Genomic DNA, 14911 nt, shown 5'->3' with positions numbered 1-14911 from the left:
GGCCGGGCCGGTGCGGGCCGAGCGGCTACACTGCGGGCTGATCTTGGGGAAAACTGCCCGTGGTTCCTAGCTGGATCCTGCTGCTGGTGTCGGTGGCCTACGCCGCGCTGCTGTTCGGCGTGGCCTGGTGGGGCGACCGCCGGCCGATGTACCCGAACCGCCCGTGGCTGCGCCCGGTGGTCTACAGCCTCGCGCTGGCCGTGTACTGCTCGTCGTGGACCTTCTACGGCGCGGTCGGCACGGCGGTGCGCAACGGCATCGGCTACCTGCCCATCTACCTCGGCCCGCTGCTGCTGCTCCTGTTCGGCTGGCGCATCATCGAGCGGCTGGCGCTGATCGCGCGCAGCCAGAACGTGGTCTCCATCGCCGACTTCATCTCCTCGCGCTTCGGCCGCTCCCGGCGCCTGGCCGCGCTGGTGGCGGTGATCGCGCTGATCGGCATCATTCCCTACCTGGCGCTGCAGTACAAAGCGGTGGCGATGAGCCTGCAGGTGCTGACCGGCAACGTCGGCCCCACCGGCTATTTCAGCGACCCGGCGCTGTACGTCGCGCTGCTGATGGCGCTGTTCGCCACGTTGTTCGGTACCCGCCAGGTGGATGCCACCGAACACCACCACGGCATGATGCTGGCCATCGCGCTGGAATCGGTGATCAAGCTGATCGCGATGGTGGCGCTGGGCCTGTTCGCCTACCTGTGGCTGTCCGACCGTGGCGAGACCGTGGTGCGCAGTGCGCGCACGCTGTTCACCGGCCTGCCGCCGGTGGGCTTCATCTCGCAGACGCTGCTCAGCTTCCTGGCGATCGTGTGCCTGCCGCGCCAGTTCCATGTGGCGGTGGTCGAATGCGGCGACGTGCGCGACGTGCGCCGCGCGCGCTGGATGTTCGGCGGCTACCTGATCGTGATCTCGGCGATGGTGATTCCCATCGCCACCGCCGGCGTGACCCTGTTCGGCACCGGCGGCAGCATCGCCGACGACAGCATGGTGCTGGCGCTGCCATTGGCCGAAGGCCGCACGTTGCTGGCGCTGGTGGCCTACGTCGGCGGCTTCTCGGCGGCCACCGGCATGGTGATCGTGTCCTCCATCGCGCTGGCCACCATGGTCAGCAACGACCTGGTGATGCCGGTGCTGCTGCGCCGCAGTGGCGACCACCAGGAGGCCGCCGACGTCGCCTCGCGGGTGCTGTGGATCCGCCGCATGGCGATCCTGCTGCTGGCGCTGGCGGCCTACACCTACTACCGCGGCAGCAGCAACGACAGCACGCTGGCCTCGTACGGGTTGATGGCCTTCGCCGCCGTGGCGCAGTTCGCGCCCGGCCTGATCGGCGGCCTGTACTGGCGCGGGGCCAGCCGCAAGGGCGTGGAAGCCGGCATCCTGCTCGGCTTCGGCACCTGGATCTACACCCTGCTGCTGCCCGCGTTGACCCATGCCGGCTGGATGGACGCGGCGTGGTTGACCGAAGGCCCCTTCGGGATCGAGTGGCTGCAGCCGCAGCGCCTTTTCGGCATGCGTGGCTGGGACCCGCTCACGCATGGCACGTTCTGGTCGCTGCTGATCAATGCCGCCGCCATGCTGCTGGTGTCGGTGCGCTGGCGGCCCGGCGTGGACGAACGCCTGCGTGCCGCGCCGTTCCTGGACCCGTACGCCGCGCGCCCGTCGGTGGCCGGTGCGTGGCCTGGCCATGTGCATGTCGGCGACCTGCTGGCGCTGGCGTCGCGAGTGGTGGGCGACCGCCACGCGCGCCGTTCGTTCTTCGAACAGGCGCAGTCGATGGGGCACGAACTGCAGGCATCGGCCGCCGCCGACCGCGCCTGGGTGCAGTTCACCGAACGCCTGCTGGCCGCGTCGATCGGTGCGGCGTCCGCGCGCCTGCTGCTCACCAGCCTGCTGCGGGGCTCGGGCATGGACCTGGGCGAAGTGGTCGCGGTGCTGGACGAAGCGGGGCAGGAGCTGCGCTTCAACCGCGAGATCCTGTCCACCACGCTGGAGAACATCAGCGCCGGGGTCAGCGTGGTCGATCCGGAAATGCGCCTGACCGCCTGGAACCGCCGCTACCAGCAGATGTTCGGCTACCCCGACGGCATGCTGTATGTCGGCCGGCCGGTGGCGGACCTGATCCGCTACAACGCCGAGCGCGGCGAACTGGGCGAGGGCGATATCGACCTGCAGATCAACCGCCGCATCGGTTACATGCGCGCCGGCTCACCGCACATCTTCGAGCGCACCCGCAGCGATGGCCGGGTGATCGAGATGCGCGGGCAGGCGCTGCCGGGCGGTGGGTATGTGACCAGCTACAACGACATCACCGACTACAAGCATGCCGAGACCGCGCTGCTGGAGGCCAACGAGACGCTGGAACAACGCGTGGCCGAACGCTCGCACGCCGCCGAGGCGGCGCAGCAGTCCAAGACGCGCTTCCTCGCCGCCATCAGCCATGACGTGCTGCAGCCGCTGAACGCGGCGCGGCTGTTCGCCTCGGCACTGCGCGACAGCCACCACGACAACGACGAGCAGCGCCACCTGGCCGAACGCGTGGACGCCTCGCTGCGTGCGGCCGAAGAGCTGCTCGACGGCCTGCTGGACGTGTCGCGGTTGGACGCGGGTGGCCTGCACCCGGTGATCGGCGACTTCGACGTGAGCCTGCTGATGCGCGAGCTTGCCGCGCAGTACTCGCCCGTAGCGGCCGGCCGCGGCCTGCGCCTGGACCTGTTCGCCCGCCCGGCATGGGTACGCAGCGACCGCCGCCTGCTGCGCCGGGTGCTGCAGAACTTCCTGGCCAACGCGCTGCGCTATACCCGCCAGGGCCGCATCGTACTGGCGGTGCGCCACCGCCGCGACGAGATCGAGCTGCAGGTGTGGGACACCGGGCCCGGCATTCCCGAGCACCACATGCAGCAGATCTTCGACGAGTTCCATCGCTACCAGCAGCCGTTCGACTGGGGCGAACAGGGCCTCGGCCTGGGCCTGTCGATCTGCCAGCGCATCTCGCGCCTGCTCGACCATCGGCTCAACGCACGCAGCCGGGTAGGCAGTGGCAGCATGTTCTCGATCCTGCTGCCGCGCGCGGCGGTGCCCGAGTTGCCGGCGGCGACCGCGGCCAATGCCACGCCCGAGTGGGCCAACCGCTCCGATTCGCTGGCCGGCATGCGGGTGCTGTGCGTGGACAACGACCAGGAGATTCTCGACGGCATGCGCGCGCTGCTGGGCCGCTGGCAGGTGGAGGTCATCACGGCCAGCACCGTGGACCAGGCGCTGGAGGTGGTGGATGCGCAGCCGGACGTGATGCTGGTGGACTACCACCTGCATGACCGCATGGACGGACTGGACACGCTGGTGGCGCTGCGCGAGCGCGCAGGCCGTGAGATCCCCGGCGCGCTGCTGACCGCCGATGGACGCGACGAGCTCAAGCGCATGGCGCGCGAGCGGGGCTACCGGTTGCTGACCAAGCCGATCAAGCCGGCCTCGCTGCGCGCGTTCCTGGCGGCGTATTCCAGCCTGCCGGGCTGAAGCCGACAGGGGCACCGCACGGGACGGGCCTTGCGCGGGCGCGTGCGCGCTCCCGGGCGTGATGCGCATCCGAAACGGCGACCAGGCGCTGCGTATGCTGCCGGCCACGCGCGACGCGCTTTGAGCCGCATCGGTCATGCCCAACATTCCCGCCTTTGCCTCCGCTGCACCGGCTGCGCCCCCCTCGATGGCGTCGGCGCTGCCCGCTGCGGCGGCTGCCTCCCCCGCCGCACCCTGGCTGCGCTCGGTGCTGAATGTAACGCCGCATTCCGCGCTGGCCGTGCCGGTCGCCGCTGGGCTGGGTGCGGGCGTGGGCGCCGCGCTGGCGCTGGCGTTCCAGGGCATCGGCAACCTGCTGCCGGGCACCGGCGTGGGTGCACTGCTGGGCACCGGCTGGCTGTGTGCGCTGCGCGGGTTCGTGCAGTCCGAACAATCGCTGCAGATGCATCAGGCGCGCGTCGACGCCCTGAAGGATTACCCCGCCGCGCACGAGCTGCTGAAGATGGCAGATACCTGCCTGCATGACGTAGCGGCAGTAAAACGTTTGTCCGATCGCGTGGAGCGCGATGTGCGTGCCATGTGCGTTCGTTTCCAACAGCACTGCGACGAGCAGGGGCTCAAGGTCGCGCCACTGATGGAGCAGGTGCTGCGCCACTTCTTCCTGTTGCACTGTAGCGACCGCGGTATTCTGGTGGTCAGCCGTGGCAGTACGCAGGAGTGCTACCTGGTGGCCGCGCATGCGCAGGACCAGGAGCCCATCCGCGCGGCGCTGAATCGCAAGGGCGCGTCGCCCAGTGCCGTGCTGCGCAACCTGCGCTGTCCGTTCATCCGTGCGGACCTGGTGAACGAGCATGTGCACGGGGCCACCTCGTTTCAGATGGAGCGCGATGACGTGGAATACATCCCCGCCGTGGCTTCGCCTGCACGCCACGCGGCCCATTCGCCGGCCCCCGACGTGCCGGCAGCGGCGACGCAGCCGCGCCGACGCTTTCCCCGCCTGCACGGCGCCATCCCGGCGGCCACCCGCGCAGCTGCCGGGCCCGGTGCCGCACCGCCAACGCCGCCGGCGCCACGCAGCATCGTGTGGGGACAGATCCTCACCGACCAGATCGGCCAGCTGCCCGTGTCCGGGCGCACGCTGACCAAGCTTGCCGCGATCACCGAGGACCTGCAGGCCGGCCGCGTGTGCGGCAAGCCGGTGACGCTGCATGGCGTGCATTACAGCGCGAGCGATATCCAGCTCGAGGGTCTGAACGGCCGCAACCTCTGGCGTCTGCTGCACCGACGCACGCCGGCAGGACATGAGCTGGTCGGTATCGTGGACTACCACGAGCCCCGCCGCGGTGGCAGCAGGACGCGCTGGTGGGAGCCCTGAGCGGCGCTTACGCCGCGCCGTGCAGGTGCTCGAACAGGATGGTCGCACCGATGATGATCAGGATGACGCCACCCACGATCTCGGCACGCTTGCCGACCATGCCACCGATCACCCGGCCCAGCATGATGCCGGCGGTGACCATGACCAGGGTGCACAGGCCGATCACCAGCGCCATCACGCCGATATTCACGTCGAGGAAGGCCAGGCCGATGCCGACCGCCATCGCATCGATGCTGGTGGCAAAGCCGGTGACGGCCAACCGCCAGAAGCCGTGGTGCTTGTCGGCGTCTTCCGCCTCGCCGCCCTCATCGGGGCGCACGCCGTTGATGATCATGTGCACGCCAAGCGCGCCGAGCAGGCCGAACGCGATCCAGTGGTCGAAGGCCTCCACGTAGGAGGAGGCCGCGCGGCCGAGCAACCAGCCGATGACCGGTGTGAGCGCCTCGATGACGCCAAAGATAAGGCCTGCACGCAGGGCGTCGACGAAACGGGGTTTGCGCATGGCGGCGCCTTTGCCGATCGCCGCAGCGAAGGCATCGGTGGACATGGCAAAGCCGATGAGGAGCATCGAAATGGGGGACATGGATAGGCACGGCAGGTTGGGCGATGTCGGACAACGGACCGCGCTCGCGCCCAACCTGTCGTTGCGCACGCGGACCGCTGGTCTCGCCAACCATCATGGCTGCCCGCACCACGGCGCACTGGCCGAGTATGTTGATACGGGCGTTTCCCTTCAGCAGGAAACAGGCTACTCCCCAAGGGGACGCGAAGCTTAGCACCGGCGATGCGGTTTACCGCCAAAATCAGCGAATTGCGCAGGGAATGCTGGGATGTATAGCGCAGGCTATAACGCCAACGGCGTTATGCCCTGCGCGGGTAGCGCCGGGCTCTGCCCGGCAGCGTTTCAATGCAGCGGGGCAGAGCCCCGCTCTACGTCGGTACGCGCAGCGGGGCAGAGCCCCGCTCTACGCCGTAGCGCCGGGCTCTGCCCGGCAGCTAGTCTTCTTCCGGCGGCAACACCAGCGGCTCGTCATCCAGCGTCAGCTTGCCCGCCATCAGCACCGCCTGCGTCCGGTTGGTCACGCCCAGCTTGCGCAGGATCGCGGTCACGTGGGCCTTGATCGTCGCCTCGGACACATTGAGGTCATACGCGATCTGCTTGTTGAGCCGCCCGGCACCGAGCATCTGCAGCACGCGGAACTGCTGCGGGGTGAGCTCGCGCAGGCGCTGACCCACCTCGCGCTCCTCGCGGCCGGTGGGCGGCACGTTGTGCGCCTCCGGCGGGGCCCAGGTCTCGCCGTCCAGGATCGTCGCCAGCGCATGGCCGATGGTGTCCGAGTCGGCCGACTTGGGAATGAACCCGAACGCGCCGTGGTCCAGCGCACGCCGCATGACGGTGGGTTCTTCGCGCGCGGACACCACCACCACCGGCAGCTGAGGGTGTAGGGCACGCATGTGCACCAGCGCGTTGAAGCCCTGCGCGCCCGGCATGTTGAGGTCCATCAGGACCAGGTCGGCGTCAGCATGCTGGTCGGCCAGCTGGTACAGCGCTTCCACGCTGTCGGCCTCGAACAGCAGCACGCCAGGCATCACCCGCTGTACCGCGCCGCGTAGTGCTTCGCGGAACAGGGGATGGTCATCGGCAATCAGCAGGGTAGGCATCGGAGTCGTGGGGGTAGAAGGGATCATCGGGCACCGCAGTCATTGCGCAGGAATGGAATCCGATGGCCGCCAACGCCCTCCCACGCTGGCGGCCACGAGGCGCATTCCTGCGCCGTCCCGGCGAACTATTTGACTTTACGCTCTTCCACCAGCGACGCCACCACCGACGGATCGGCCAGGGTCGAGGTGTCGCCCAGCTGGTCGGCCGCGTTCTCGGCGATCTTGCGCAGGATGCGGCGCATGATCTTGCCCGAGCGCGTCTTCGGCAGGCCCGGCGCCCACTGCAGGTGGTCCGGCGAGGCGATGGGGCCGATTTCCTTGCGCACCCACGCCACCAGTTCCTTCTGCAGTTCGTCGCTCGGCGTCTCGTCTGCCACCAGGGTCACATAGGCGTAGATGCCCTGGCCCTTGATGTCGTGCGGGAAGCCGACGACGGCCGCTTCGGCCACCTTCGGGTGCGAGACCAGCGCGCTTTCCACTTCCGCCGTACCGATGCGGTGGCCGGACACATTGATCACGTCGTCGACGCGGCCGGTGATCCAGTAATAGCCATCCTCGTCGCGACGGCAGCCGTCACCGGTGAAGTAGCTGCCCGGGTAGGTGCGGAAGTAGGTGTCGATGAAGCGCTGGTGGTCGCCGTAGACGGTGCGCATCTGGCCCGGCCACGAATCGCGGATGATCAGGTTGCCTTCGGTGGCACCGTCCTTGATCTCGCCGTCGGCATTGACCAGCGCCGGCTGCACGCCGAAGAAGGGCAGGGTGGCCGAACCGGGCTTGAGATCGGTGGCACCGGGCAGCGGCGAAATGAGAATGCCGCCGGTCTCGGTCTGCCACCAGGTGTCCACGATGGGGCAGCGGCCGTCGCCGACCACGTCGTAATACCAGCGCCAGGCTTCCGGATTGATCGGCTCGCCGACGCTGCCGAGCAGGCGCAGCGACGCCCGCGAGGTGCGCTTGACCGGCGCTTCGCCCTCGCGCATCAGCGCGCGGATCGCGGTGGGTGCGGTGTAGAAGACGCTCACCTGGTGCTTGTCGATCACCTCCCAGAACCGCGAGGTGTTCGGGAAGCTCGGCACGCCCTCGAACATCAGCGAGGTGGCACCGTTGGCCAGCGGGCCGTACACGATGTAGCTGTGGCCGGTGACCCAGCCGACGTCGGCAGTGCACCAGTAGATGTCGTCCTCGCGCAGGTCGAACACTGCTTCATGGGTGTAGGCCGCATACAGCAGGTAGCCGCCGGTGGTATGCAGCACACCCTTCGGCTTGCCGGTGGAACCGGAGGTGTAGAGGATGAACAGCGGATCCTCGGCGTTCATCCGCTCCGGCTCGCACTGCGCCGGCTGCGGGTCCACCACGTCATGGAACCAGCGGTCGCGCGGGGCCTGCATGTCCACCGCGCCGCCGGTGTGGCGCACCACCAGCACGGTTTCCACCGTGGTGGTGCCGGGCAGCTTCAGCGCGGCGTCCACATTGGCCTTCAGCGGAATCTTGCGGCCACCGCGCAGGCCTTCGTCGGCGGTGATGATCAGCTTGCTGCCGCAGTCGATCACGCGGTCGGCAATCGAGTTCGGCGCGAAGCCACCGAACACCACCGAGTGGATCGCACCGATGCGCGCGCAGGCCAGCATGGCCACGGCGGCATCGACAATCATCGGCAGATAGATGGTGACCCGGTCGCCCTTCTTGACGCCCAGGTTGCGCAGCGCGTTGCCGAGCCGGCAGGTGCGCTCATACAGCTCGCGGTAGGTGACGCCCTGCGCGGGCGCGTCCGGGCTGTCCGGTTCGAACAGCAGGGCGACCTTGTCGCCGCGCTTCTCGAGCTGGCGGTCCAGGCAGTTCACGCTGGCGTTGAGTTCGCCGTCCTCGAACCACTTGATGCGGAAATCGTCGAGCTGGTAGCTGACGTTGCGGATCGTGGACGGCTTCTTGTACCAGTCCAGCCGCTCGGCGGCCTTGCCCCAGAACGCGTCGGGGTTGTCCACCGATTCGCGGTAGAGCTGCTGGTAAGTGTTCTTGTCAATGCGCGCCTTGGCGGCAACGTCCGCCTTGACGGGGTAAAGATCGGCCATGGCACCCTCACTTGCACTAGGACTGGGTTGTGCGATCGCAGCATAACCCGCGATTCATCCCCCTCAGTTTGCCGCATCCACCGGGTCGCGCGGTATCGGGATGGTTAGACCATGGTCGTACCGGCCGCAGTTTGCGTACGACTAACAGTCGGTACCCACTCAGTTGCCTTCGGCACCTGCTGCCCGCCTGCGGCGTTCAGGTACCCGCGCCGGCGGTGCGGCTACTACCAATGGCCAATAGCGGGGTGCGTCAGCCTGCCGCACGCTCGGCTCGACCGTGACCCCACACGCGGCGATCACTTTGCCACCCGGGAGAGAGGGCAACATGAGTACCCGTATGTTGAAGACCATGCGCAAGCCGTTGGCGACCTGCCTGTTGGTCGCGCTGGTGGCGCCAGGCATGGCGTTTGCAGACACCGCCAAAGAGAAGCAGCTGGAAGCCCGCGTCGCCGAACTGGAGCGCCAGGTCCAGCTGCTGTTGTCCACCACGCAACAGCAACAGAGCCAGATCAGCCAGGCGCAGACCGACGTGACCGCGGTGAAGACGGTGCAGGCGCAGCAGCCTGCCCTCGCCGCCGTGCCGGCCGGCAAGCAGCCGATCCAGGTCACCACCATCACCCCGGGCGCCGCGCCGGGCACGACGGTCAAGATCGGTGGCTTCATCAAGGCCGACTTCCTGCTTACCCAGACCGGCGATGGCCAGCTGGCCGACGACGCCACCGGCCGCGCGCTGTACCTGCCGGGCCAGACCCCAGTGGCCGGTGCCGGCGGCAGCGGCGAGCGTTCTGATGTGGACTTCAATGCCCACGCCAAGTTCTCGCGCTTCAACCTGGGCATCGACAACGTGTCGGACAAGGGCAACAAGTCCGGTGCGTTCTTCGAGATGGACTTCTTCGGCAACTCGCTGGGCAACCAGACCGCCACCAACACCTATGGCGTCACCCTGCGCCACGCGTACATGTACTGGAACAACTGGATGGCCGGCCAGACCTGGTCGAACTTCATGGACGCCGCGTCGCTGCCGGAGGCGGTCGACTTCGTCGGTCCCACCGACGGCGTGCTGTTCGTCCGCCAGGCGCAGGTCCGATACACCCAGGGCGGCTTCAGCGTCGCGCTGGAAAACCCGGAAACCACCGTGCTCACTGGCACCCGCAACCCGGTCACCGGGGCGTGGACCAACGTGGCCAGCAACAGCGACCGCGGCTCGCTGCCTGACCTGACCCTGCGTTACGGCTGGAAGGGCGACTGGGGCACCTTCGGCGTCGGCGGTATCGTGCGCCAGCTCAAGGTCGACAACCAGACCACCGGTGCCGATGCGGACAAGATCGGCGGCGGCCTCACCCTCGGCGGCAAGTGGGTGATGGGCAGCAGCGACCAGCTGCACTACCAGATCAGCGGTGGTGAAGGCATCGCGCGTTACGTGGGTCTGGGCGTCACCGCAGATACAGCCTACGACGTGGCCCGCGACGAACTCAACCCGACCGGCGTGCTGGCCGGCTATGTCGGCTGGCGCCACGCCTTCAGCCCGAAGCTGCGCACCAACCTGATCTACGCGCGCAGCGACTACGACAACGACAGCGTGCTCGGGCCGCTGGTGACCAAGAGCGTGCAGAGCATCCGCGGCAACATCTTCTACACGCCGATGCCCAAGGTCGATATCGGCGCGGAGTACATGTACGGCGTGCGCGAGATCGAGGACGGCCGCAAGGGCGACATCAACCGCGTGCAGTTCACCACGAAATACAGCTTCTAACCGGAGTGCCGACCAACGGTCGGCACCTACCAGATTGCGTCACCAATGATTGCTTCGGAGGGGAAGCGTCCCATGTCAACAACACCTGTACCTGCAAAAGCAGAACTCACCCAGGGGCACAAGAAGGTCATCTTCGCGTCCAGCCTGGGTACCGTCTTCGAGTGGTATGACTTCTTCCTGTATGGCTCGCTCGCGGCCATCATCGCCAAGCAGTTCTTCAGCGGGGTCAATGAAACCACGGGCATGATCTTCGCCCTGCTGGCGTTCGCAGCCGGCTTCTTCGTGCGCCCGTTCGGCGCGGCCTTCTTCGGCAGCCTCGGCGACCGTATTGGCCGCAAGTACACCTTCCTGGTCACGATCCTGATCATGGGCATCTCGACCTTCCTGGTCGGCGTGCTGCCCAACTACGCGTCGATCGGTTTCGCCGCCCCGGTGATCCTGATCGTCCTGCGCCTGGCCCAGGGCCTGGCCATGGGCGGTGAATACGGTGGCGCTGCGACGTACGTTGCCGAACATGCACCGGCCGACAAGCGCGGCCTGTACACCAGCTTCATCCAGTGCACGGCCACGCTGGGCCTGTTCATGTCGCTGCTGATCATCCTCGCCTGCCGCTACTTCTTGGGCAACGAGGCGTTCGAAGCCTGGGGCTGGCGCATTCCGTTCCTGGTGTCCATCGTCCTGCTCGGCATCTCGGTGTGGATCCGCCTGCAGCTGAGCGAGTCGCCGCTGTTCCAGCAGATGAAGGCCGAAGGCAAGGGCTCCAAGACCCCGTTCCGTGACAGCCTCAAGGACGGCAACCTGAAGCTGATGCTGCTGGTCCTGCTCGGCGCCGCGGCCGGCCAGGCCGTGGTGTGGTACGGCGGCCAGTTCTATGCGCTGTTCTTCCTGAGCAGCATGCTCAAGGTCGACGCCACCACCTCCTACCTGCTCATCGCCGGTGCACTGGCCCTGGGTACGCCGTTCTTCATCTTCTTCGGCTGGCTGTCCGACCGCATCGGTCGCAAGAAGATCATCCTGGCCGGCTGCCTGCTGGCGGCAGTGACCTACATCCCGGTGTTCAAGGGCCTGACCCACTTCGCCAACCCGGCCATCGAAGAGGCCCGCAGCAGCTCGCCGGCGTTGGTCAATGCCGATCCGAACACCTGCTCGTTCCAGTTCGATCCGGTGGGTCTGCGCAAGTTCACCAGCTCGTGCGACGTGGCCACCGCCGCGCTGACCAAGGCGGGCGTGCCGTATGACGTGAAGCCGGCACCGGCCGGTTCGCTGGCGGTCGTCAACGTGGGTTCGGCCAACGTTGCCTCGTACGAGGCCGCCGGCCTGACCAAGGAAGAAGGCAAGGCCAAGGCCGACGCGTTCGGTGCTGAGCTGAAGACCGCACTGACCAGCGCCGGGTACCCGGCCAAGGCCGACAACGCCCGCATCAACATCATCGGCACCATTGCGATGCTGTGGATCCTGGTGCTGTACGTGACCATGGTGTACGGCCCGATCGCCGCCTACCTGGTCGAGCTGTTCCCGACCCGCATCCGCTACACCTCGATGTCGTTGCCGTACCACATCGGCAACGGCTGGTTCGGTGGCTTCCTGCCGGCGATTTCGTTCGCGCTGGTGGCCGGCACCGGCAACCTGTACTACGGCCTGTGGTACCCGATCATCATCGCGCTGATGACGGTCGTGGTCGGCGGCCTGTTCCTGCATGAAACCAAGGGTGTGGACATCACCAAGTAACCGGTGATGGCGTGAACCCGAAGGGCCGTGGCATTGCCACGGCCCTTTTCATTCCAGCGCCAGGGAAGCTGTCCCGGGTAGGGTCGCATCCCAATCGACTGCCGATACCCTCGCAACGCGCGATGGCGGCATGACCCGCGAACGGAGGACGCGCCGTGCCCCCAGCGTCACGTGGCCTGCGGCTATAGTCGCGCCATGAGCGATCCCCACACCGATCCCGCCGCACTCCCCGCGATCCTGCACACCCTGCGCACTGCCTGGCAGGCCAACCGGCCGTCGCTGGAGCAGCGCCGCAGCGACCTGCAGCGCCTGCGTGCCGCACTCAAGCCGCGCCTGCCGCAGATGGCCGAGGCCATCGCCGCCGATTTCGGCCACCGCGCTATCTATGAGTCGCTGATCGCCGACGGCATGACCGTGCTCAACGAGATCGACCACCTGCTGGGCCAGTTGCGCGGCTGGATGCGCCCCCGCCGGGTGTCGGTGGGCTGGCGGTTCTGGCCGGCACGGGCGCAGACCCGGCCGGTGCCACTGGGCGTAGTCGGGGTGATCTCGCCGTGGAACTACCCGGTCAACCTGGCGCTGATTCCGCTTGCGACCGCGATCGCGGCCGGCAACCACGTCATCCTCAAGCCGTCCGAACACACCCCGCGCACCAGCGCCTTCCTGCACGACCTGCTGGGCGAGGTGTTCCCGGCCGACCGGGTGGCGGTGGTGCAGGGCGATGGCGAACTGGCCAGCGCGCTGTCCGGCTCGCCGCTGGACCACCTGGTGTTCACCGGCTCCACCGCGACCGGCCGCAAGGTGATGGCTGCCGCCGCCCAGCACCTGACCCCGCTCACGCTGGAACTGGGGGGCAAGTCGCCGGCCATCGTCTGCAGCGACTACCCGTTGGACAAGGCCGCCGCGCGGCTGGCCACCGGCAAGTGGTTCAACGCCGGGCAGACCTGCATCGCGCCCGACTACGTGCTCATCGACGGGCGCCGCCAGCGCGAGCTGGTACAGCAGCTGCAGACCCAGGTGCGCGAGCGCTACGGCGATTTCAGCACCGCCGACGATTACACCCGCATCATCCACGAGGGCCAGTACCAGCGCCTGATCGGCTACCTCACTCAGGCGCGCGAACGCGGCGTGCCGGTGATCGAACTGGCCAGCATCGATCCCGAGCGCGCGCGCCGCGAGCGGCTGATCGTGCCGACCATCGTGCTCGACCCCCCGGCCGACCTTGACCTGATGCAGGAAGAAATCTTCGGGCCAATCCTGCCGGTCTGCGCCTACCCCGATCTGGAGGGCGCACTGCAAGCGGTGCAGGGACGCGACCGCCCGCTGGCGCTGTACGTCTTCAGCCAGCAGCGCGACGTCGTGGAACGCGTCCTCGGCACCATCGTGGCCGGTGGCGTCACCGTCAACGACACCCTGCTGCACTTCGCCATCAACGGCCTGCCATTTGGCGGCGTCGGCCCCAGCGGCATGGGTGCGTACCACGGCCGCGCCGGGTTCGACGCCATGAGCAAACAGCTGCCGATCCTCTGGCAGTCACGCTGGGCGGCCAGCGACCTGCTCAAGCCGCCGTACTCAAAAATCGCCGGCCTGTTGAAGGCGATGATTCGGTGAAGCGATATCAGTGGCGGGTTACGGTAACGCCGGCAGCGGAATGTCCGAGGCCGGCATGTTGATTTCATAGCGGGTACTTCGGCCGCCACCAGGAAGGCGACGCAGGCAGCCTTTCTCCAGCAGGTCGGCCAGATGGCGGGTAGCCGTCGCTTTGGAAACCTTGGCGACAGCCTGGTACTGCGCTGCATTGATTCCGTCCCTGAAGCCGCGCTCGCCGCCATCCAACAGGCGATTGAGCACTTTGGTCTGCTCCGGCGACAGCGACTGATCGCGATGCAGCTGCCAGAAGCGTGCCTTGGCCAGCACGCGGTCGATGCGGTGCAGTGCCTGGAGCAGGCTGTCGTGCAGGGTACGCAGAAACCACAGCAGCCACGCCGTGATATCGAGCCCGTCCTTCTGGCTGGCTTCCAGGATCCGGTAGTAGCCGGCGCGGTCCGCCAGGATGCTGGCGGACATGGCGTGGAAACGGATCGCCTGCGGTTGTGCCTGGGCCAAGGCAAGGTCGGTCAGTGCGCGGGTCAGGCGGCCGTTGCCATCGTCGAACGGGTGCAGGGTAACGAACCAGAAATGCGCGATGCCGGCACGCAGCAGCGGGTCCAGTGTGACGTCCTGGCGTGAGCTGGCGAACCAGGCAAGGAACGCATCGAGTTGCGCTTCCAGTCGTTCGCGGGGAGGTGCCTCGAAGTGAACGTTCGGACGATCGAGGCGGCCGGAGACCACCTGCATCGGTTCTTCCCCGCGCAGCGCGCCGACGCGGATGCGGAGTGGAAGCACTGTGTCGTGGGCGGCAAACAGCCATCGGTGCCACTGCAGCAGCCGCGGCAGATCCAACGCGGCATCGGCCTGCCCTGTGGCGTCGACCATCAGATCGGCCAGTCCCTCGCTGCGTGGCGTCGGGCGCCGGGGCGCGTCATCGGCCATGCCGAGATGGCGTGCCAGGGAAGATCGCACGGAACCCACATCCAGCTGCTCGCCCTCGATCGCCGAAGACGTGACAATGTTGGACAGTAGCGTATCGAGCGCGTCCTCGGCCTGCAGGTCGCCGGCCACGGCACCGGCCATGCCCAGCAGCTGTCCGTACGCCTGCTGACAGTCGCGCAGCGGCTGGGCCACGGCGTCGCTCTGCCAGCGGAAGTGTGGCCAATCGGGGTGTTGCCAGATCCAGCGGGGGGCAGTCATGGGCTTGCCTCGAGCAGGGATGAGCCGA

At 67.6% G+C, this 14911-nt stretch carries 9 protein-coding genes; 5 read left to right on the top strand and 4 right to left on the bottom strand.

All coding sequences use genetic code 11. The features are described 5' to 3' along the window. The first annotated feature begins 59 nt into the window (after positions 1-59). Both ACREPD_RS00950 and ACREPD_RS00945 read left to right on the top strand, forming a co-directional pair. The gene (locus ACREPD_RS00950; protein ID WP_431597533.1) at positions 60-3506 is read left to right on the top strand and encodes a hybrid sensor histidine kinase/response regulator; all 3447 of its coding nucleotides are present in this window, start codon (positions 60-62) and stop codon (positions 3504-3506) included. 136 nt (positions 3507-3642) lie between these two features. Continuing rightward, positions 3643-4881 carry a hypothetical protein gene (locus tag ACREPD_RS00945; RefSeq protein ID WP_431597532.1) on the top strand — a complete coding sequence of 413 codons (1239 nt, stop codon included), beginning with the start codon at positions 3643-3645 and terminating at the stop codon, positions 4879-4881. A gap of 7 nt (positions 4882-4888) precedes the next feature. On the opposite strand, the gene mntP is transcribed toward ACREPD_RS00945, so the two are convergent. The 3 genes from mntP to acs form a co-directional block, all read right to left on the bottom strand. Further along, on the bottom strand, positions 4889-5464 hold the full coding sequence (gene mntP / locus ACREPD_RS00940) for a manganese efflux pump MntP (RefSeq protein ID WP_431597531.1): 576 nt from the start codon (positions 5462-5464) through the stop codon (positions 4889-4891). A gap of 413 nt (positions 5465-5877) precedes the next feature. After that, complete coding sequence (locus tag ACREPD_RS00935; protein ID WP_421567668.1) at positions 5878-6543, bottom strand: response regulator transcription factor; 666 nt, start codon at positions 6541-6543, stop codon at positions 5878-5880. A 125-nt stretch (positions 6544-6668) separates the two neighbouring features. Beyond that, positions 6669-8612, bottom strand: coding sequence for an acetate--CoA ligase (acs, locus tag ACREPD_RS00930; RefSeq protein ID WP_431597530.1), 1944 nt, complete (start codon positions 8610-8612; stop codon positions 6669-6671). A 325-nt stretch (positions 8613-8937) separates the two neighbouring features. Here acs and ACREPD_RS00925 point away from each other — a divergent pair, with 325 nt between their 5' ends. The 3 genes from ACREPD_RS00925 to ACREPD_RS00915 all read left to right on the top strand — a co-directional run bounded on the left by ACREPD_RS00925 (position 8938) and on the right by ACREPD_RS00915 (position 13704). Further along, positions 8938-10365, top strand: a complete 1428-nt coding sequence (locus ACREPD_RS00925; RefSeq protein ID WP_431597529.1) for a DcaP family trimeric outer membrane transporter — start codon at positions 8938-8940, stop codon at positions 10363-10365. Positions 10366-10437: 72 nt separating this feature from the next. Next, complete coding sequence (locus tag ACREPD_RS00920; protein ID WP_431597528.1) at positions 10438-12093, top strand: MFS transporter; 1656 nt, start codon at positions 10438-10440, stop codon at positions 12091-12093. A gap of 195 nt (positions 12094-12288) precedes the next feature. Continuing rightward, positions 12289-13704 carry a coniferyl aldehyde dehydrogenase gene (locus tag ACREPD_RS00915; RefSeq protein ID WP_431597527.1) on the top strand — a complete coding sequence of 472 codons (1416 nt, stop codon included), beginning with the start codon at positions 12289-12291 and terminating at the stop codon, positions 13702-13704. An 18-nt stretch (positions 13705-13722) separates the two neighbouring features. Here the strand turns inward: ACREPD_RS00915 and ACREPD_RS00910 are convergent, their stop codons facing one another. Next, positions 13723-14883, bottom strand: a complete 1161-nt coding sequence (locus tag ACREPD_RS00910; RefSeq protein WP_431597526.1) for a Fic family protein — start codon at positions 14881-14883, stop codon at positions 13723-13725. Positions 14884-14911 lie beyond the last annotated feature (28 nt).

The organism is Stenotrophomonas sp. (assembly GCF_050737075.1).
Taxonomy (GTDB): domain Bacteria; phylum Pseudomonadota; class Gammaproteobacteria; order Xanthomonadales; family Xanthomonadaceae; genus Stenotrophomonas.
The sequence above is the reverse complement of the archived record's forward strand: the minus strand, read 5'-3'. Positions and strand labels throughout refer to the sequence as shown.